Annotated in this window: 11 protein-coding genes; 6 read left to right on the top strand and 5 right to left on the bottom strand. The window is 65.2% G+C overall.

Going from position 1 to position 20,568, the window contains the following annotated elements:
• Window positions 1–163: 163 nt before the first annotated feature.
• The 4 genes from fadD32 (at window position 164) to ACFWO3_RS16575 (ending at window position 9,693) form a co-directional block, all read left to right on the top strand.
• Window positions 164–2,059, top strand: a complete 1,896-nt coding sequence (gene fadD32 / locus ACFWO3_RS16590; RefSeq protein WP_378579667.1) for a long-chain-fatty-acid--AMP ligase FadD32 — start codon at window positions 164–166, stop codon at window positions 2,057–2,059.
• A gap of 80 nt (window positions 2,060–2,139) precedes the next feature.
• On the top strand, window positions 2,140–7,008 hold the full coding sequence (gene pks13 / locus ACFWO3_RS16585; protein ID WP_378579816.1) for a polyketide synthase Pks13: 4,869 nt from the start codon (window positions 2,140–2,142) through the stop codon (window positions 7,006–7,008).
• Entirely contained in the window at window positions 7,005–8,552 is a 1,548-nt protein-coding gene (locus ACFWO3_RS16580) for an acyl-CoA carboxylase subunit beta (protein ID WP_378579665.1), read from the top strand. The genes pks13 and ACFWO3_RS16580 overlap by 4 nt, the downstream gene beginning before the upstream one ends.
• Before the next feature lie 184 nt (window positions 8,553–8,736).
• Entirely contained in the window at window positions 8,737–9,693 is a 957-nt protein-coding gene (locus ACFWO3_RS16575) for a hypothetical protein (RefSeq protein ID WP_378579663.1), read from the top strand.
• Between the two features lie 68 nt (window positions 9,694–9,761).
• Here ACFWO3_RS16575 and ACFWO3_RS16570 read toward each other — a convergent pair whose 3' ends face one another.
• A complete protein-coding gene (locus ACFWO3_RS16570; RefSeq protein ID WP_378579661.1) occupies window positions 9,762–13,049 on the bottom strand; it encodes an arabinosyltransferase domain-containing protein in 3,288 nt (1,095 codons plus the stop codon).
• 66 nt (window positions 13,050–13,115) lie between these two features.
• Window positions 13,116–16,358 carry an arabinosyltransferase domain-containing protein gene (locus ACFWO3_RS16565; RefSeq protein ID WP_378579659.1) on the bottom strand — a complete coding sequence of 1,081 codons (3,243 nt, stop codon included), beginning with the start codon at window positions 16,356–16,358 and terminating at the stop codon, window positions 13,116–13,118.
• A 161-nt stretch (window positions 16,359–16,519) separates the two neighbouring features.
• Between ACFWO3_RS16565 and ACFWO3_RS16560 the strand changes: the two genes are divergently transcribed.
• Window positions 16,520–17,221: an MspA family porin gene (locus ACFWO3_RS16560; RefSeq protein ID WP_378579657.1), complete on the top strand. Its 702-nt coding sequence runs from the start codon at window positions 16,520–16,522 to the stop codon at window positions 17,219–17,221.
• A gap of 7 nt (window positions 17,222–17,228) precedes the next feature.
• On the opposite strand, the gene ACFWO3_RS16555 is transcribed toward ACFWO3_RS16560, so the two are convergent.
• A complete protein-coding gene (locus ACFWO3_RS16555) occupies window positions 17,229–17,501 on the bottom strand; it encodes a hypothetical protein (protein ID WP_378579655.1) in 273 nt (90 codons plus the stop codon).
• Window positions 17,502–17,587: 86 nt separating this feature from the next.
• Complete coding sequence (locus ACFWO3_RS16550) at window positions 17,588–18,127, bottom strand: carboxymuconolactone decarboxylase family protein (RefSeq protein WP_378579653.1); 540 nt, start codon at window positions 18,125–18,127, stop codon at window positions 17,588–17,590.
• Between the two features lie 76 nt (window positions 18,128–18,203).
• On the opposite strand from ACFWO3_RS16550, the gene ACFWO3_RS16545 reads away from it, so the two are divergent.
• Window positions 18,204–18,671 (top strand): MarR family winged helix-turn-helix transcriptional regulator, encoded by a 468-nt coding sequence (locus tag ACFWO3_RS16545; protein ID WP_378579651.1) that lies wholly within the window; start codon window positions 18,204–18,206, stop codon window positions 18,669–18,671.
• On the opposite strand, the gene ACFWO3_RS16540 is transcribed toward ACFWO3_RS16545, so the two are convergent.
• On the bottom strand, window positions 18,668–20,545 hold the full coding sequence (locus ACFWO3_RS16540; RefSeq protein WP_378579814.1) for a galactan 5-O-arabinofuranosyltransferase: 1,878 nt from the start codon (window positions 20,543–20,545) through the stop codon (window positions 18,668–18,670). The two genes, ACFWO3_RS16545 and ACFWO3_RS16540, sit on opposite strands and share 4 nt — an antisense overlap.
• Window positions 20,546–20,568: the final 23 nt, after the last annotated feature.

The raw sequence follows: 20,568 nt of genomic DNA, 5'->3' as shown, positions 1-20,568 counted from the left end.
TTTCGAACCGATAGTTCGGTTCGGGGCGCGTGTGCAGTCGGCACGGTGTCCGTTGATTGATCGACAGTTGACCGATTGACAGATCCGATTCAGCGAAGGAAGTCAGGGGCGCAGGGCGGCATGCATCACTGCCTGCTTGTGTGATCGCTTCGGAGGAGAAGGAATGAACGCGAAGTTCGACGATTTCATCGACGAGACGGGCCATATTCGGCTCACACCGGGGAACACCTTGGTGGACTACGTCGAGCGCCACACCCGCGAGAACGCGGACGAGTTGGCCTACCGCTACATCGACTACTCGCGTGAACGTGACGGTGAGGCGCACGAGCTCGACTGGGAGCAGTTCGGGTACCGGCTCCGCGCCGTTGCAGCTCGCTTGCAGCAGGTCACCGAGCCCGGTGACCGTGTCGCGATCCTCGCTCCGCAGGGCCTCGACTACGTCATCTCCTTCTTCGCGGCCATCTTCGCCGGAACCATCTCGGTGCCGCTGTTCGATCCGGACGAGCCCGGTCACGGTGACCGTCTGCACGCGGTTCTCGGCGACTGCAGGCCCACCGCGATCCTGACCGCAACCTCCTCCGCGGCCGGCGTTCGCCAGTTCTTCCGTGCACTTCCCGCCAAGGAACGTCCGCGTGTGATCGCCGTGGATGCGATTCCGGACAGCGTCGGCGAGACCTGGGTGCGCCCTGACACCGACCTCGACGACATCGCGTACCTGCAGTACACCTCGGGTTCGACCCGCACCCCGGCCGGTGTGGAGATCACGCACCGCGCCGTGGGCACCAACGTGTTGCAGATGGTCGACTCGATCGAACTCAACGAGAACTCGCGGGGCGTCACCTGGCTGCCGCTGTTCCACGACATGGGCCTGCTCACGGTCATCTTGCCTGCGCTCGGTGGCAAGTACATCACCATCATGAGCCCGCGTGCCTTCGTGCAGCGCCCTTACCGGTGGATCAAGGAACTGGCGGCCGTCTCCGACGGTGCCGGCACCTTCGCCGCCGCTCCCAACTTCGCGTTCGAGCACGCTGCCGCCCGCGGTCTCCCGAAGAACGGTGAGAGCCTCGACCTGAGCAACGTCATCGGACTCATCAACGGCAGTGAACCGGTCACGACGTCGTCAATGCGCAAGTTCAACGAGGCGTTCGCTCCGTACGGACTGCCCAAGACCGCGATCAAGCCCTGCTACGGCATGGCAGAGGCGACGCTGTTCGTGTCGGCCACCAAGCACTCGGACGAAGCACGGGTCATCTACGTGGACCGGAACGAACTGAACTCCGGCCGCATCGTCAAGGTCGACAAGGACGCAGAGCACGCGATCCCGCAGGTGGCGTGCGGGTACGTCGCGCGAAGCCAATGGGCGACCATCGTGGATCCCGAGACACGTTCGGAGCGTCCCGACAACGAGGTCGGCGAGATCTGGTTGCACGGCAAGAACATCGGTATCGGCTACTGGGGTCGTAAAGATGAGACCGAGGCGACGTTCCACAACAAGCTGGCCACCCCCCTCGCCGCGGGCAGCCACGCCGAGGGAACCCCCGAGGACGCCAACTGGATGCGCACCGGTGACTACGGCGTGTACGTGGACGGCGAGCTCTACATCACCGGTCGCGTGAAGGACCTCGTGATCGTCGACGGCCGTAACCACTACCCGCAGGACCTCGAGGCTTCCGCGCAGGAGGCCAGCGACGCGCTGCGTCCCGGGTTCGTTGCGGCGTTCTCGGTGCCGGCGAACCAGCTCCCGCCTGTGGTCTTCGAGAACACGCACTCCGGTCTGGCCTTCGATCCGGACGACTCCTCCGAGCAGCTGGTCCTCGTCGCAGAGCGTGCTCCGGGTGCAGGCAAGGCCGACCCGCAGCCGATCGCAGACACGGTGCGCGCAGCCATCTCGGTCCGCCACGGTGTGACAGCGCGCGACGTCCTTCTGGTTCCGGCCGGTTCCATTCCTCGTACGTCGAGCGGCAAGATCGCTCACCGTGCCTGCCGTGCGGCCTACATCGAGGGGACTCTGCGTGGCGGACACACGCAGACCGCATTCCCCGACAGCGTGTCCGAATAGTCCTCCATGACGGGTAACTTGGTGTATTGATGGCTGAAAATGTTGACGACCGGACCGCCTCTGATTCCGCGACGGGGGATATGACCGTCGCGCAGCTGCGCGACTGGTTGCGTGAATGGATTGCCGACGCAACCGGTCAGCCGGTCACCGCGATCACCGACGACCGCCCGATGGAAGAGTTCGGGCTCTCGTCGAGGGACGCCGTAGCGCTCAGCGGCGAGATCGAGGAGTTGGTGGGCGTCACGCTCACCGCCACGGTCGCCTATCAGCATCCGACCATCGCGTCGCTGGCAACCCGCATCATCGAAGGCGAGCCGGAGTTGCCGGACACCGCCGGTGACGAGGCGTACTACACCTCGGGTGCGGTGTCGGATTCGCACGACATCGCTATCGTCGGCATGGCATCGCGGTTCCCGGGTTCGGGTTTCACTCCCGAACAGATGTGGGAACAGCTGCTCGAAGGTCGCGACGGCATCTCGGATCTTCCCGAGGACCGCTGGGAGGAGTTCACCTCGGACCCGGCGATCAAGGCGGCCGTGGAGAAGGCCAACACCAAGGGCGGCTACCTGGACGACGTCAAGACGTTCGACGCCGAGTTCTTCGCGATGTCGCCGCTCGAGGTGACGAACGTCGATCCGCAACAGCGGCTCGCGATGGAACTGACCTGGGAAGCGCTCGAGCACGCGCGCATCCCCGCGAACCAGCTCAAGGGCGAGCAGGTGGGTGTCTTCATCGGCACCTCCGCGAACGACTATCAGCTCCTCGCCGTCAGTGATCCGGTCACCGCGCACCCCTATGCGCTGACCGGTACCTCCACGGCGATCGTCCCGAACCGGGTGTCCTACTTCTACGACTTCCGTGGTCCTTCGGTTGCCGTCGACACGGCGTGCTCGTCGTCGTTGGTCGCGGTTCATCAGGCCGTTCGTTCGCTGCGTTCGGGTGAGTCCGACGTGGCTCTGGCCGGCGGCACCAACATGCTTTTGGCCCCACCCGCCACTCTCGGATTCAACGAGGGCGGCGTTCTCGCCGAGGACGGCAAGATCAAGGCGTTCTCCTCCGACGCCAACGGCATCGCGCGCGCCGAAGGCGGGGGTCTCGTCGTCCTCAAGCGTCTGGAGGACGCCGAGCGGGACGGCGACACCGTTCTCGCGGTGGTCGCCGGAACCGCGGTCAACCAGGACGGTCGCTCCAACGGTCTGCTCGCGCCGAACCCGGACGCGCAGGCGGACTGCCTGCGGCACGCTTACCGCGACGCAGGCATCGTCCCGACCGGCGTCGACTACATCGAGGCGCACGGAACCGGCACCATCCTCGGTGACCCGATCGAGGCGGATGCCCTCGGACGGGTCGTCGGACGTGGTCGCAACGACGACAAGCCCGCGCTGCTCGGCAGCGCGAAGACCAACTTCGGGCACCTCGAGGCAGCAGCCGGTGCGGCCGGCCTCATCAAGGTCGTTTTGGCGATGCAGGAGAACAAGCTGCCCGCCTCGCTCAACTACGCGGGCCCCAACCCGTACATCTCCTTCGACAAGGCGCACCTCGAGGTCATCCCGGAGGCCACCGATTGGCCCAGGTACACCGGCAAGGCCGTCGCGGGTGTGTCGGGCTTCGGTTTCGGTGGCACCAACGCTCACGTCGTCGTCCGCGAGTACGTGCCTGCGGAGACCGAAGAGCAGGATGCAGCACCGGCTGTCGGGCCGCCTTCCGAAGACGTGACCGTCGTACTCCCGGTGTCGGGCGCTCTGCCGTCTCGCCGTCGGCGGGCAGCCGCAGACCTCGCGGACTGGCTCGAGACCGAGGTGGGCAGCAAGACCCCGCTCGCTGATGTCGCACGCAGCCTGGCTCGACGCAATCACGCGCGGTCGCGGGCCGTGGTGCTGGCCAAGACCCGCGCGGAAGCAATCACCGGTCTGCGCGCCGTCGCGGCGGGCAAGCCCGGTCAGGGGGTCTTCTCGGCTGATTCACCGTCGTCGAAGGGCGCGGTCTGGGTGTTGTCGGGCTTCGGTTCGCAGCACCGCAAGATGGCCAAGCAGCTGTACCAGGAGAACCAGGTCTTCGCGAAGGCCATCGACGAAGTCGATGCGCTGATCGAGGACGAGGCCGGCTACTCGATGCGTGAGATGTTCCTGGACGACGGAACCGACTACGACGTCGAGACCTCGCAGGTAGGCATCTTCACCATCCAGATCGGTCTCGCCGCTCTGCTGCGCCACCACGGCGCCGACGCCGAAGCAGTCGTCGGTCACTCGATGGGCGAGGCGGCTGCCGCATACCTGTCGGGTGGTCTGTCGCTCGAAGATGCGGTTCGCGTCATCTGCTCGCGTTCGCGTCTGATGGGTGAGGGTGAGTCGACGCTGCAGGGCGACGACATCAGGCTCATGGCTCTGCTCGAGTACAGCTCCCCGGAGATCGAAGCGCTGCTGCCCAAGTACCCCAAGCTCGAAGTCTGTGTGTACGCGGCGCCGACTCACACGGTCATCGGCGGCACGCAGCCGGATATCGAAGCCATCGTCGCTCACGCCGAGGGCGAGGAGAAGATGGCGCGCATCCTCAAGACGAAGGGTGCCAGCCACACCTCGCAGGTCGACCCGATCCTGGGCGAGTTCGCTGCCGAACTGGCAGGTATCGAACCGACCAAGCTCGAGCGCGGCGTCTACTCCTCGGTGGACCAGGAGACCTACTACCGCGCAGGTCACGATGCGATCCACAACGAGGCGTACTGGGTGAAGGGCATGCGCCACAGCGTGTACTTCACGCAGGCCGTGCGGCTCGCTGTCGGAAACGGCCACACCACGTTCGTCGAGCTCGCACCCAACCCGGTTGCGCTCATGTCGGTTGCTGCCACCGCCTTCGACGCCGGTATGCACGACGTCCAGCTCATCCAGACCCTCAAGCGCAAGGAAGACGAGCCGCTCGGTGTGCTCGCCGCGCTGGCTCAGCTGTACGTCCACGGCCACGCCGTGGACCTGAACACGCTGCTGCCTCAGGGCGACTACGCGGACATTCCGCGTACGGCGTGGATTCGCAAGCGCTACTGGCTCGACAACCGCATCAACCAGGGCGGCAACACCAGGGCCCCGGGCTCGCACGTTGCGCTTCCCGACGGCCGCCACGTGTGGGAGGTGCAGGCGGGCAGTGTCACCGAGCTGCCTGCTCTCGTCACGGCCGCAGCTTCGCAGGTGCTGTCGGATGTCACGCTCACGGCTTCGATTCCGCACGCCGGGGTTCCGACGGGCGGCACTCTCACCACCACACTCAATCCGCATCCGGGTGGTGCTTCGATTCAGGTGCACGCCAAGGACGGTGGGGCGTTCAGCCTCCTGTTCGACGCAGTGGTCACCTCCGGTGAGGCGTTGCCGGAGCCGATCGTCGCACCAGCTGCGGTCGTTCCCGAGCAGAGCACCGGCCCGGTCGAGACGTTGCCCGAGGTCGTCGAGGACATCGGCGACAAGTGGGACCCCAACGGTTCGCAGACCATGGAGGACCGCCTGGCGTTCATCGTCGCGGAATCCATGGGATACGCACCCGAGGATCTGCCCGCGGAGATTCCGCTGATAGAGCTGGGTCTCGACTCGCTCATGGCAGTGCGCATCAAGAACCGTGTCGAGTACGAGTTCGACATTCCGCAGTTGCAGTTGCAGGCCGTGCGTGACGCCAACCTCCTCGAGGTCGGCAAGTATCTGCGCTACGCGATCGAGAATCGCGAAGAGGTTCAGGCGCTGGCGGACAAGCAGAAGGCGGAGAAGGAAGCTGCCGAGGCTGCCGAAGCCGGTGACGTTGCCGAAACGTCCAGCGAGGCTGCCACTGTCGACGAGCCCGTGGTGCCGGTAGAAGAGGCTGCGATTCCCGAGGTCGGTGAGGACGACGTGCCGCCGCGTGACGCGGCCGAGCGACTCACGTTCGCGACCTGGGCCGTGGTCACCGGAGAGTCCGCGAAGGGCATCTTCAACACCCTGCCGATCCTCACGGACGACGTCGCGGAGAAACTCTCCGCCCGCCTGTCCGAGCGCTCCGGCGGTGACGTGACCTTCGACGACGTCCTCGATTCCACCACCATCGAGGAACTCGCAAACGTGGTGCGCGGCTTCCTCGAGGACGGCGGAAAGATCGACGGCCTCGTCCGCACTCTTGCGCCGCGGCCCGAAGGGTCCACGGCCACACCGGTGTTCGTGTTCCACCCGGCCGGCGGTTCCACAGTTGCGTACGAGCCGTTGCTGCGCCGGCTCCCCAAGGGCACACCGATGTTCGGCCTCGAACGTACGGAGGGTCCCATCGAGACGCGGGCAGCGGAATACCTGCCGCTCGTGCGCGAGATTCAGGGCGACGGACCGTATGTGCTGTACGGATGGTCCCTCGGCGGCGTGCTCGCCTACGCGGTCGGAAAGCTGCTGCGTGAGTCCGGTGCGGACGTTCGTGTCGTCGGGCTGATCGACACGGTGATGGCCGGCGAGGACATGGAAGAGACCCCGGAGGAGAACAAGAAGCGCTGGCAGCGTTATGCGGCATTCGCGAAGAAGACGTACAACGTCGACTACCCGTTGCCGTACGACAAGCTGGCCGCGGCGAAGAGCGACGAGGAACAAATCAAGATCCTCGGCGAGCTCCTCAAGCTCAGTGGCGCAAAGATTCCCGGCGGCATCATCGAGCACCAACGGACGTCGTACCTCGACAACCGTGCGCTCCTCACGGCCAAGGCGGAGCGGTACGACGGAGACGTCGTGCTGTACCTCGCCGACAAGTACCACGACGATGCCATCGCTCTCGAGCCTGCGTTCAAGACACGCAAGCCCGACGGCGGTTGGGGTGACGCGGTGAAGAACCTCGAAATCATCCATGTTGGAGGCGATCACATCCAGATCGTCGACGAGCCGTACATCGCGAAGGTCGGCGCGGATCTCACGAAGAAACTCGCGGCCATCGATCCCCCGGGAACAGGAGCTACCGAGTGACAACCTCGACGACGGCAGAGAAGCTTGCCGAACTACGCGACAAACTCGAATCGGCCAACGTGCCCGGTTCGGAACGTGCACTCGCGAAGCGGAAGGCGAAGGGAATGCCCTCGCCGCGCGAGCGGATCGACATGCTGTTCGACGAGGGCACCTTCATCGAAACCGGCAAGCTGGCGAAGATGCAGGGCGACGCGTCCAACCCCTACGGTGACGGCGTCGTCACCGGACACGGCAGAGTCAACGGTCGACCGGTCGCAGTGTTCGCCCACGACCAGACGGTGTTCGGCGGTGCGGCCGGTGAGATGTTCGGCCGCAAGGTCGCGGCCATCATGGAGTTCGCAGCCAAGACCGGCTGCCCGTGCGTCGGCATCAACGAGTCCGCCGGTGCGCGTGTGCAGGACGCGGTCACCTCGCTCGCCTGGTACGCGGAGCTCGGTCGTCGCCAGGAGCCGTTGTCCGGCATGTGCCCACAGATCTCGATGGTGCTGGGCAAGAACGCCGGTGGTGCGGTGTACGCACCGATCAACACGGACATCGTCGTTGCGACGGACGAGTCGTACATGTTCGTCACGGGCCCCGACATCATCAAGTCGGTCACCGGTGAGGATGTCAGCCTCGACGAACTCGGCGGGGCGCGAAACCAGGCCCAGTACGGCAACATTCACCACGTCGCGCCCGACGAGAAGGCCGCGTTCGAGTGGGTCCGCGAGTACCTCGGGTTCCTTCCATCGACGTGTCACGAACCGGCTCCGATCGTCAATCCCGGCCTCGAGCCCGAGATCACCGACAGCGACCGTGCGCTCGATTCGTTCATGCCGAACGCCGACAACGCCGGTTACGACATGCACGACATCCTGCTCGGAATCTTCGACGACGGGACGTTCCACGAGGTCGGCGCCTTGGTTGCGCCCAACATCATCACCGGATTCTCCCGTGTCGATGGGCGTTCGGTCGGTGTGGTCGCGAACCAGCCGATGTTCCTGTCGGGTGCGCTCGACGCGGCCAGCTCCGACAAGGCTGCACATTTCGTGCGTCTGTGCGATGCGTTCGACATTCCGCTGGTGTTCGTCGTCGACACTCCCGGCTTCCTTCCGGGGCTCGAGCAGGAGAAGGCCGGTGTCATCAAGCGTGGTGGCCGCTTCCTCTTCGCTTTCGTCGAGGCCACCGTCCCGAAGGTCACCGTCGTGATCCGCAAGGCATACGGCGGGGGCTGGGCTGTGATGGGCTCGAAGCAGCTCGGTGCGGACATCAACCTTGCATGGCCGACCGCTCGCATCGCCGTCATGGGAGCCGAGGGCGCCGTGAACATCATGGGGCGTAGGCAGATCGAGGCGGCAGGTGAGAACGCCGATGCGGTTCGTCGGGAGCTCGTGAACTTCTACAACGAGAACATCGCCACCCCGTACATCGCGGCGGAGCGCGGCTACATCGACGCGGTCATCGAGCCGTCGGCCACTCGCCTGGAGATCCGCAAGGCTCTGACGCTGTTGCGGGACAAGAAGGTCGAGAAGAATCCACGTAAGCACCACCTCCTCCCACTCTGACTCTCCACCCCCACCCTTTTCGACGAATGTCACACACGTTCAGCTCACGCGAACCGGTGTGACATTCGTGAGGAGAAGGGTGCGCTGAGGGACGGTTATCCACAGACTTCATGTTGTCCACGGATCGATCCTGAGTGCCTCTTTCCGGCTATTGATGTCGGACGGGGTACTGCATCCTGGCCGCATGTTGCGGGGAACTTGGGTGGAGAACCACCATGAAATCGTTGCTGCGAGCCGAGAGGGTGTGGTGCGCTCGGCCGCGTTGGAACAGTTCGAGATCGGCCGCGCGACGGTATCTTCACGATGTCGCCCGGGTGGCCCGTGGCAACGGATGCTTCCAGGGGTCGTCCTGCTTCACAACGGGCCGCCGTCGTGGCGTCAGCGGGTGATCGCCGCTCTCGAATATGGTGGCCCACAGGCGATGTTGTCCGGATACGCGGGGCTGGCTGCCTTGGGCTATCCCGCAGCTTCTTCGATGAATCCGGTGTTGCTTCTCGTCCCGTCGACGCAGCATCGGCGGGATGTTTCGTATGTGACCGTCGAACGTACGTGGCGCCTGCCCGAGGCGGTCGACTGCGGGCAACTTCGAGCGGCGCCCGCTGTACGGTGCCTCCTGGATGCGTCACGTCGTATGTCGAATATAGATACCTGCAGGGCTCTACTCACCGAAGGGCTGCAGCGCGGGGACGTGACGGTGAGTGATCTGGTCCAGGAGTTGGCGGCCGGCAGCGACCGAGGCAGCCGTGTTCCCCGAGCCGTACTGCGTGAGTTGACCGACGACGCCCACTCCGTCGCGGAGGTTCAGGCGCAGAAGCTTTATGCGACGAGCGAGTTGCCGCCGATGGTTCACAACCGCGATATTGCTTTGGGTGGCAAATGGATTGCTCGTCCCGACGGGTGGCTGGACGACGTAGCACTTGCGTGGGAGATCGACTCTTTGCGTTACCACCTGTCTGCACAACAGCACGAGGCGACGGTCGTTCGCCGGGCGCGTATGCAACGTGCGGGAATTGTTGTGGTGACACATCTGCCCAAGCAGCTGCGCTCGGAACCGGCGACGGTACTGGCCGACCTTCGAGCCGGCTGGGAACTAGCAGTGTCGCGTCCGCGTCCACCCGTGTATCTCGTCGGTTCCCGCTAACCCTCCCGACCAATGTCACAGCGGTTCACCTGAGTTGAACGTGTGTGACATTGGTCGGGGGAAGGGGGTTAGTAGACGCGGAGGGTGCCCGGCTTCCACCAACCCCAACGGGTCTCTTCCGCGGTTTCGACCTCGACGGGGGTGGCGTCGGCGAAGTGCCTGTCGTACTGCTCGAGGGAGCCCCAGTCACGACCCCAGTCGTCGCGCAGGTAGGTGGGGATGGTGGTCGCGCCCGCTATGGATTCCGTGAATCCGAGGGGCCCACCGTTTTCCGCAGCCTGCCAGGTGTCGGTCGAGCTGATGGCGAGCGGCCGGTCGGGCAGGATGCGGTAGTTCGGCATCTCCGCGACGCCGTACTCGTGGGAGAACGGGCGTTGGCACGGGAATTGGAGGCCCACCGCCCAGTCCAGCAGCACGGGCTGCTCGCGCCCGACGACGGTGTCGAGGTTCTGCAGCTGGGGCACCCGCGGCGGAGTGAATGCGAACCACTGATCGCCAGTGAGGTTGGGATCGTTGGCGACGATGCGCACGGTGTCCGTGTCGGGTGCGAGTTCGTCGATCGGAATGCGCAGATTGCGCCACGACGGTGCGGGCCCGATGTCTTTCGGCAGGTAGGTGCCCTGCGAGACGACGGTGCCGTCCGGTTGGCGCTTGCCGTATTCGAGAAGTAGTGACTGGCCGTAGGTGACGGCACCGCTGATGTCGACGGACCAGATGCGTCCTGCGGCTGACACGACCACGAGAGGTGCGTCCTCGCTGCGCTCGGGCAGGGCGTACCAGCTCGAGGTGAGCACGGCCGGCTCCTGGACGCCCTCCTGGTAGCTGCCCATGACCGGGGTGATCGCGGGGTCGAGGCCGAACGGGAGCTTTGCGGTACTGCCGTTCACGCCGGCGGCACCGGTGCCGCCGCTCGTTCCGGCGTTGGAGCCGGTTTCGAACGTGGGGCCGACGCTTTGATTGTCGGTGTTGCCCATGCCCTGTTTCACCTCGACGAAGTCGGCGGTGAGGTCGGTGGGAATCCCGTTGGGGCTGAAGCCACGTGGGTTCTCGCCGCCGAGTGGATCGTTCGAATTCGTGAGGGTCTGTCCGGGCTCCGGAACCGGCGTGAGATTACCCGAGTTGGTGTCGGACTCGACGAGAACGTCCTTGGCGAGCCCGCAGGTTTCCCCGGCCAGGGACTGGATGTTGGAGCGCGCCAACGAGTATGCCGGGTACTGCGCAACGCCACCCTTGGCGAGCGACAGGACTTCGAAGAGCACCATCGCGCCCGCGATGACCGTGAGCGGCGCCGCCGCGAACTTGCGAATCCGCCTGCCCTTCTGGGTGTTCGATTTCGGTGGCGACGGTGCGTAACCCTCGCGCATGTACTGCCATGCACCCAGTGCCACGGCGAGTCCGAACAGGACGAGGAACAGGGTGTTGGACTCGCGGCCGCCCAGCGAGATGGTCTTGTCGAACCACGGCACGCCGTAGCTCGAGACGTACCAGTAGCCGTTGATACCCGCGAACGTCAGCGCAAGCATCAGGAGGAGGCCTGCGAGGAAGATCGTGCGGTTGCGCCGTGACCGGAGCGCCGACGCGGACACTGCGACGGCGGTGAGTGCGGCCAGCGAACCCGCGATGCCGGCGTACGCACCGAAGTGGTGCGTCCACTTGGTGGGGTTGAACATCATGAAGAAGATCGTTCCGAATACGACGCCCAGCAGGCGCCACGACGGCCCAACTCCGGCGCCGGGAATCTTCCGTCGGCGCAACAGCACGAACAGTGTCGTTAAGAGGCACAGGATCATCGTGAGGAACGCGAAGCGGCGTGCGACCGAACCGTCCACGGTGGGGACGAAGAGGTAGTAGTACCGCAGGAAGTCCTTGTACCACTCGAGGTTCGGCCCGATCAGGGTGCGCACTCGGGTCGCTTCCATGACCGAAGCCAACGTCTGGTCCGCGAACACCACCACGAGGACCAGCGCACCTGCAGCGAGGATGGGTGCTATCAGTGGCAGGGTGCCGACGAGGCGGTGCCGCTTGATGACGATGTGGACGAGAGGCCTTGCGCCGGCGAGCAATGCGGCAACACACATGAGGCCGGTAGGTGCGGCCGCAAGGGTGAACGCGCCGATCAGGACTGCGGCCGCTGCGGGCAACAGCCTGCCGGTAGCGATGGCACGCTCGATCGAGCACCACGTCAGGAGAGCGCCGAGCGCAACGATCGGCTCGGGCCGCAGTCCGTTGTTGTAGGGAAGCCAGAACGCGAGGAACACCAGCCCACCGGTCCACAGGGCGACCCGGTTGTTGCGTACTGCCCGTCCCAGGCGCGGGGCCACCTCGCGGCTGATCACCATCCAGCACAGGATTCCCGCGATCAGGGCGGGCAAACGCATGAACACGCTCGCCGTGGAGATCTGGGTCATGGCGGCGAGCACGTCGTAGTACCAGCCGAACGGTGCCTCCGGAACGCCGTACCAACGGAAGTAGTTCGCCATGTACCCGGCGCCCTCGGAGACGCGGGCCATGGTGAGGAGGTAGCCGTCGTCGGCCGTGTTCGCGCCGATGAAGTGCCAGACGAGCAGGGTGCCCATGACAAGTGCGTCCAGGCCTGTGAGCTTCGCCCAGTGCGCGGGGAAGAAGCGGCGGTGACGCCTACCGTCGGTGCCGTCGAGGCGGCCCAGTGCGACCATCGAGATCAGGGTGAGGAGGACGGCGCCGATCATCGCGACGGACTTGACGAAGGTGGGGCTCGACGAGAAGCGCGAGTCGACGTTCACGGTGAACGACAGGCCGTCGGTCGCGGTGTTCTCTGGAAGGTCGGTGAAGATGCCGACGACCTGCGGACGGAGGTCGCCGCCCAACTCGCCGACGACGGGCGAGCCGTCTTCGTTCTCCAGACCTGTGAATTCGGCTCGGGTGCGATCGATGTCGGAGCTGATGACGATGTTCGAGCACTGCCCGGACTCCACCTGCTCGCGTGGCGCGGACGCGATCGTGACGTTGCGGTCGAGGATGTCGACCGTGTCGGCGGACACCCGCACGAACATTGCGTTCAGTGCGGCACCTTCGCCTTGCGGGGGTGCGGTGGCCAGCAGGATTCCGCCACGCGCGTCCATGTCGGCGACGGTGGTGCACGGGATCGATGCCTGGATGTCGACGGGTGCTTGCGACATCAGCGGCGACTCGACATCGCTCACCGCCCCGTTCTGCGGCCACTGCACCGTTGCCGTCGTCTGGGTGACGGGCATGAACGGCGTTGCAAGCGCGAGCAGAAAGCCGATCAAACCGGTCACGACCGCGATCAGGCGAACGTTTCGATACTCCGACCTTGGGTCGGATTTGGTGGCAGGTACTGCTGCGACGTCGGGCACGGTTGTCGATGGTATGTCAACGGATATTTCGGGCGTCACAGGACGACGACGTTCGTGTCCGTTCGTCTATTGCAAGCGCACCGGTCCCGGCGTCCAGGTGCCAGAGCGAGTCTCTTCCGTCGTATCGACGCGGGCAGGGGGTGCTTCGACCAGAGGTGTGAACTGCTCGAGCGATCCCCAGTCCCGGTCCCAGTCGTTCGAGAGGTAGGTGGCGAGGGTGCGCGAGGACAGCAGTTGTCCGGTCCACCCGAGCGGACCACCACCGAAGCGGTCCTGCCACGCGTTGGTGGCCTCGGCGCCACCGCGATCCGGAAGGACGCGGTACTCGGGAACCTCGGCTACGCCGTATCGGTGATCGAACGGCCGCTGGCAGGGGAAGGCCAGGCCGACGGCCCAGTCCAGCAGTACCGGTGCCTGTGAACCGACGACCGATTGCAGAGTCTCGGTGTGCGGCACGCGTGGAGGTGTCACGGCGAGCCACTGGGCCGGGTCGAGGCTGTTGTCCGCTGCCACCAGGCGTACGGAGTCGGCGTCCTCGGCCAGTTGATCGAGCGGCACCCGCAGGTTTCGCCACGACGGCGACGGCCCGATGTCGATGGGGTCGGCGACGCCGAGGACCGTAACGTCGCCGTCGGCCTCGGTACGCCCGTATTCGACCTGTAGGCGGCCACCGGGGGTGACGACACCGTCCGCGTCGACGGAGTGGATTCGTCCTGCGGCGGCGATGGTCAACAGTGGCGCGTCCTCGTTCCGTTCGGGGAGTACGTACCAGCCAGTCGTGAGGTCGGCGGCCTGCTGCCTGCCGGCCTGTTGGCTACCGAGGACGGGGACGCGCGCGGGGTCCAGACCGAAGGGCAGTGCGGCGGTGCTGCCGTTGATGCCCGCGCTGTCTGCCGAACCGCCGCCGGTGCCGGAGCTGGTTCTCGACGTGGTGTCGTCGGCCCCTCCGTCCTTCGAGTCGCTGTCGACCGTGTTGGCGCTGCCGGAAGTCGACTTCTCGGCGTCCGCGGTGAGGTCGTCGGCGACGCCGTTGGGTTCGAAGCCGGTGGACTCGGTCGCGCCGAAGGCTTCGGCCCCCGAGTTGCCGGCCGGCGGTGTGCGCAGAGGGAGGACGTCGGCGTTGGGGTCGGTTTCGACCAGGACCTCGTCGGCCAGCGCGCAGCTTCCGGTGAGCGAGTCGATGTTGGCTTTCGCGATGGAGTACGCCGGGTACTGCGCCTGGGCGCCCTTCACGAGCGAGAGCACCTCGAAGAGCACCACGGCTCCGGCGGCGATGGTCAACGGTGAGGGGGCGAGCAGGCGCGCACGTTTTCCGTTGGGCGGCTTGTCTGTCTCGTACGGTTCGCGGAAGTGGAACCAGGCGGCCAGCAGCAGCGTCAGGACGGTGAGCCCGAGGAACAAGGTCGCGACGCCCTTGCCCGCGAAGGTGGGTGGCTTGTCGAACCACGGAACCCCGTAGCTCGAGACGTACCACCAGCCGTTGGAACCGGTGAATGCCACCGCGAGGATGAAAAGCACTCCGGCGGCGAAAAGTGTTCTGTTGCGTTTGGATCGGATGCTTGCGGCGCTCACCCCGACGGCAGCAAGGACGGCCACCGAGCCTGCGAGCCCCGCGTACACGCCGAAGTGGTGGGTCCACTTCGTCGGCGTGAAGATCATGAGCAGCAGCGACGCGAAGACGATGCCGAGAATGCGGCGAGACGGCCCGATGGCGGTACCGGGAATCCTGCCCTTGCGAAGGATGAGCATCACGCACAGGACGACGCACAGCAGCATCACGAAGACGCCGAACCTGCGACTCAACGCGCCGTCCGGCGTGATCGAGAGGAGCGCGTCCCAGCGGATGCGCTCTTCGAACCACGTCTGGTTGGGGCCGACCGCGGTACGCACCTTGGTCGATTCCATGACGGTTGCGAGAGTCTGATCGGCGAAGACCGCCACGAGGACCACGGTTCCGGCGGCGAGAATCGGCGCGATCTGAGAAACGAACCCGACTCTTCGTCCCCGAGCCACGAGAATCTGGAACGCCGGACGCGCGCCTGCGATCAGGGCCGCGATGCAGATGAGTCCGGATGGGCCGGCGGCGAGGGAGAACGCTGCGATGAGAACGGCGACAGCCGCTGGTAGGAGCCTGCCGGTGGCGATGGCGCGCTCGATCGAGCACCAGGTCAGAAGGGCGCCGAGCGCGATGATCGGCTCGGGCCGCAGACCGTTGTCGTAGGGCAGCCAGAACGCCAGGAAGACGAGACCGCCCGTCCAGAGCGCGACCTTGTTGCGCCTGACCGCAACGCCGAGGCGAGGGATGACCTCGCGGCTGATCACCATCCAGCACAGAATTCCGGCGATGAGCGCGGGCAGACGCATCCACATGCTCATCGTGCTGACCTTGGCGAACGCCGCCAATACGTCGTAGTACCAGCCGAACGGAGCCTCGGGGACACCGAACCAGCGGAAGTAGTTCGCCATGTACCCGGCGTGTTCGGATACTCGCGCCATGCCGAGGAGGTAGCCGTCGTCGGAGGTGTTTGCGCCGATGACCTGCCACAGCAGCAGTACGCCGACGACGATGCCGTCCACGCCGGTGAAGCGCCACCACCTCGCGGGCAGGAATCTGCGGGCCCGTCGACCGTCCACGCCGTCGATGCGGTGCAGCGAATACAGCGACACGAGCGTGGCCAGTGCACACACGATCATGGCGAGCAGCTTGAGCAGGGTGGGGCTCGACGAGAAGCGTGAATCGAGATCGGCGTGGACGTTCAGCCCTTCGGGCGGCGGACCCTGGAGGTCGGTGAAGATTCCGACCACCTGCGGCCGGAAGTCACCGCGGAGCGTGTTCGTCGTGACTGCGTTCGTGTCGGCGGCGGATCCGACGAGTTCTGCGGACGTCTGCTCGAAGTCGGCTGCCACGTGGATCGCGTTGCAGCCCTCGAGTGCGGTGAGCGATCCGGAGGCCAGAACCGTGTCCCGGACGCGGATTTCCAGTTCGCCGTCGCGAACGGCGGCGAGCATCCCCGCGGACGGCTGGACGGCCCCGGCGGGCAGCGTGCTGACGAGCGTGCCACCATCGCCGCCGAGTTCACCCAGCGCGGTGCACGGGATCGTCATGTCGATCGTGGTGGGCGTGTACGAGACGAGGGGAGCGCTGACGCTCTCCGTCGACTGATTCTGTGGCCAACTGATCGAGGCCGCTTCCTGCTTCACCGGCAGCAGCGGAGTCGCAAGCGCCAGGACGAAACCGAGCAGTCCGGTGACGATGGCGATCGTGCGTGAAGTGCGGACGCGGCGGGCTTCCGACTGGCGTGAAGTCACAGGGGCATCAGGGGGCACGGAATACGATGTTAGGCCACATGATTATCTGGGCAATTCGGTGACGGCCGTGTCCAGACCCGTCTAATCTGGGTCCGTCACGAACATTCGACGCTCTCCGGCCCAATCGCATTGGGATCCACTCACAAAACGGGGTAGTCATCATGGCAGTCGGCACGGCACAACGATTCGGTCCGAACAGATTCCTGCGATTCGCTGCCATCTGTGGTGTCGCAGCTCTCGCGATGGTGACCGGCAACGGGACGGCATCGGCGGGGATCGACAACGCCAGTTCTGTCACCGATGCCCGCGGTAACCGGATCGAGGTAATTCAGGGGGACACTTTCATCAGGACGGTCCCGCCGCTGGACAGTTCGCCCCTCACCGTCGAGTTCTTCCACGACGGGGTGGCCTCGGTGAACATCACCGGCCCGAACGCAGCGGAGTTCAGGGCGACCAGGCTGACGATCGGCTACCAGATCGGGTACCCGGTGGCAGTGGCCGGTGCGGTGGTCGTGCTCAACACACCCAACCTCGATTGGGAGGTCGGTACCGAAAACGCCATCGTTCTCGGTCTCGTTCCCGATTTCGAGCTCGGTCTCGAAGCGGGCAATTTCGGGACGCTCGGCGGCTCGATCATTCCGTCGCAGGAACTCGACGTCGAGTTGGCGCCTGGCGGAATCACCACCGTGCCGATTCTCGAGAATCAAGAATTCGACGGACCGATCGCGAGTGTCCGGTTGGCCAATCTGCATGGGCACGTACACGGTGCCATCGGGCCTGTGACCATCAGACCGTATGCGATGGCCACCACCGAGAACGGGGATACGGTGATGACTTATGGTGCTCCGCAACGGCTTTCGTGAAAGTGAGTCAGGCTGCCGATCTCATCTCGTGTTCGCGATGGCCGGCGAATCCGACCTTTGCCGCGGCCTTCTCGCCGTGACTCTGGATGATCTTCGTGATGGGCAGGCTCACCAGCCACAACCCGACCCCTAGGGCAGGGATCGTCAGAACAATCCAGAATCCGCCATAGATCGCCACAATTCCTGCCACAGACCAGGCGAGTCCGATATGAACCAAGTTTATCCCGACGGTTGTTCCGATCAGGTATTCCTCGTTGTCGGAGGCTTGTGCACCCCGCATCACCACTCCTGACGCCGACCAGTCGGTTTAGTTTATCCATAGTAATGAACGAAATGGTGGCGTTGTGGCAAACAATCTGTAATCGGTCACAAGGTGTAGCTCGCCAATTGCGGGTCGAGTGGTGCGCGGGTGAGGCGATTCGCGAGGGTCGACATCGTGTAGGTGCCGATTCCCAGTACGACGTCCAAGGCATTTCGCGGCGAATATCCCGCTCCGAGAAATTGTGCGAGCGCTACGTCCGACACGTTGCCGGCGGTGGCGAGAACTTCCAGAACGAATTGTCGCATCGCATCAAGCCGGGCGTCGACCAGTGGTGTTCCGGTCCGAAGGCTTTCGACCACCTCTGCCGGCGCTTCGGCTCGAGTGAGCTGCTCGGTGTGCAGTGCGATGCAGACTTCGCAGCCGTTGTGCGTTGCGATCGTCATCACCAGTACTTCGCGTTCGATCTCGGTGAGGGTCGTATCGGTGAACAGTGAGTTTGCGCGAACGAAGCCGAGGAGCAGTTGTGGTGACGTGGCCATCGCCGAAGCCGCTGCGGGTAGGTAGCCGAACTGCCGCTCGATTGCGGACATGGTGGCGCGTGCTGCAGGGGGTGCCGACTCGATGGTGTGGCAGGTGAACGACATCGTGAGCCTCCGACCTAGAATGACAACATGGTTGACCAAATAGTAAATAAGGTTGTCTATTCCGGCAAGGCTCGTCATGCCTGATGACCCGCGGGGAGCGCGCCTGCCCTTTCTGCTCTTCGCGGGATTTCGGCAACTGGTCGACGACATGCACGACCGACTTGCCGAACGCGGCCACCCGCAGGTTCGGCCCTCGTACGGGTTCGCCATGCAGGCGGTCGGCGTCGAAGGAGTGAGCGCAGTGGTCCTGGGGCGCCGCCTCGGCGTGTCCAAGCAAGCAGCGGGAAAGACTGCCGATCGGCTCGAAGCTCTCGGCTACGTGGAGCGTCGCCCGGACCCGGACGATGCCCGCAGCAAGAAGATCGTTCTGACCGAACGCGGCATGGATGCGCTGATCATCTCGGCGCAGATCTTCACCGAGATCCGGACCGAGTGGGCAGCGGTCATGGGCAACGAGCAACTGTGTGCGCTCGAAGACGGCCTGTCCGCGGTGGCGGAAAAGAGCACCCCACGACTCGACGCACAGGCCTGGTTCGGGCCCTAGTTTCGCGTCACCACCACGTACGGACCCGTCTCGGTGACCGTGAAGCGCGGATCGTCGAACAGTTCCTTACCGAAGGTGACCGTATAGCGGCGAACGTTCGGGTCGTTCGGGTAGACGTCCTCGGCCAGTCGCATGGTGTAGCCGTCCGGGCCCTGGCGGAACACGAACACGTCCGGTGCGCGCCACGGCGTCGTTTCGAGTGCACCGACCAACTCGTCGGGAGTATCGAACTCGCTCCACTCGGAGATCGCTGCCGACCTGCCCTCGTAGTCGGCGAGCGGGTTCGCGTAATGCGACGTCGGACCCTGGAATCCGAAGTACGGGTAGAAGCTGAGGAAACCGGTGTCTGCCGCGAGGACGACCGTGTCGTGCCGATCCCGGCCGGTCTGCTCGGTGATGATCCGGTCGACCTCGGCGTAGTGCGCCGCCGACCCGGGCGGGCGCATGTCGGCGCGCTCGCCGTTTCCGTCGGTGTCCGCGTAGGCGACCGCGATGTCGGGACCGAGCACCTGCGGAATGTTCTGGACGAACGACAACGCGCCGAGCACGCCGACCGCGAGGAGCGACCCCTTCACCCGGGGACTGTCGCTGGTGGCGCGAACGATCCAGCCGGAGAACTCCACGAATCCGAAGACACCCGCAGCGCAGAGCAACGTCAGCAGGACGGGTTCGAGTCGGAACGCCAGCAGGGTCGTTCCTGCGACCGTCGCGGTCATCGAAAGCAGGAACCACAGGTAGATGCAGACAACGCCGATGCCCAGCGCCTGAGCCCGCCGCGACGTGGCCGCCCGCGACACGAGCCATACCGTGCCCAGCAGGCAGAGCGCGCCGACGAGTGAGAAGTCGATCATCGGGAAAGGGAGTTCCGCGCTGTTCTCGGGCAGATAGTGCATCGCCGTTCCCGAGGAAGCAGGCTTGCCGCGAAGCATGTCCACGAGGAACGGCAACCACACGAACAGTGCGACCACACCGGAGATCGCGGCAATGGTGATCAGACGAACGAGTGCGGGTACGACCGCGCGCCACGTCTTCTGCGCACGCACTGCCAACCCCGCCGTGAGCAGGGCCATCACGGTGACGACGAATGCCGCGTACCCGAGGTAGAGCGCGTAGAAGCTGGCAGCGAGGCCCAGGAAGAGGCCAGTGCCGACAACGGCGCCCCAGCCCCCGGACAGGCCGCTTCGGTGCAATGCGCCCCAAGCCATGAGGAGGGCGGGCGGCATCAGCAGGACGATCACTGCGCCGTAGACCTCGGCGGATGCGTACGCGAGCACGGCACCCGTGGTGGCCAGTGCCACCACGATCGCCCAGTCCTGACGGATCAGATTGCTCCACAGTGCCAGCGCGACCACTGCGGCCACGGCGAGCGAAGCGATCGCGTACGGCTTGAACGCCTCCCAGCCATCCATCCCCAGAATATTGGCGACGCGGCCGCCGATCCAGAACCAGCCCGCCGGGTAGAACGGCGGGAGGTCGGCGTAGGTCATGTCGTGCAGGGCGGCCGAGTCGGTGAGTCTGGTGAGGTATGCGGTGCGAAACTCCTGGTCGACGGACACGCCGTGCAGATAGAGCTTCGTCGCACCGAGGGGCAGCCCGAGGGTCACGGTCACGAACCCGGACAGGCTCACCCAGGACAGCAGCTTCGCGAACGTCCGCGCCACTTTCCGTCTGGTCAGGATGACCGAGACGGCAATTCCGACGATGGTCACCACTTGGGCGACCGTCGTCACCGCCTGCGTGACGTTCGACGAGTTGAACGCGGGCCACTGAACTTGCCCGATGGCGAACAGGCCTACCGCTGCGACAACCACCGCCACGGCTGCTGCCGACAGCATTTCTCCTGCCGCCGACAGCGTCCGCCTGACCGGGGCCATCTCTGCACTAGTCACGGAATGGA

It is taken from the genome of Rhodococcus sp. NPDC058521 (genome assembly GCF_042719695.1).
GTDB lineage: Bacteria > Actinomycetota > Actinomycetes > Mycobacteriales > Mycobacteriaceae > Rhodococcus_F.
The sequence above is the reverse complement of the archived record's forward strand: the minus strand, read 5'-3'. Positions and strand labels throughout refer to the sequence as shown.

Excerpts from the sequence above, each read along its gene's own strand:
- fadD32 (WP_378579667.1), top strand. The coding sequence starts at position 164 with ATGAACGCGAAGTTCGACGATTTCATCGACGAGACGGGCCATATTCGG.
- pks13 (WP_378579816.1), top strand. The coding sequence starts at position 2,140 with ATGACCGTCGCGCAGCTGCGCGACTGGTTGCGTGAATGGATTGCCGAC.
- ACFWO3_RS16575 (WP_378579663.1), top strand. The coding sequence starts at position 8,737 with ATGTTGCGGGGAACTTGGGTGGAGAACCACCATGAAATCGTTGCTGCG.
- ACFWO3_RS16560 (WP_378579657.1), top strand. The coding sequence starts at position 16,520 with ATGGCAGTCGGCACGGCACAACGATTCGGTCCGAACAGATTCCTGCGA.
- ACFWO3_RS16555 (WP_378579655.1), bottom strand. The coding sequence starts at position 17,501 with ATGCGGGGTGCACAAGCCTCCGACAACGAGGAATACCTGATCGGAACA.
- ACFWO3_RS16550 (WP_378579653.1), bottom strand. The coding sequence starts at position 18,127 with ATGTCGTTCACCTGCCACACCATCGAGTCGGCACCCCCTGCAGCACGC.
- ACFWO3_RS16545 (WP_378579651.1), top strand. The coding sequence starts at position 18,204 with ATGCCTGATGACCCGCGGGGAGCGCGCCTGCCCTTTCTGCTCTTCGCG.
- ACFWO3_RS16540 (WP_378579814.1), bottom strand. The coding sequence starts at position 20,545 with ATGGCCCCGGTCAGGCGGACGCTGTCGGCGGCAGGAGAAATGCTGTCG.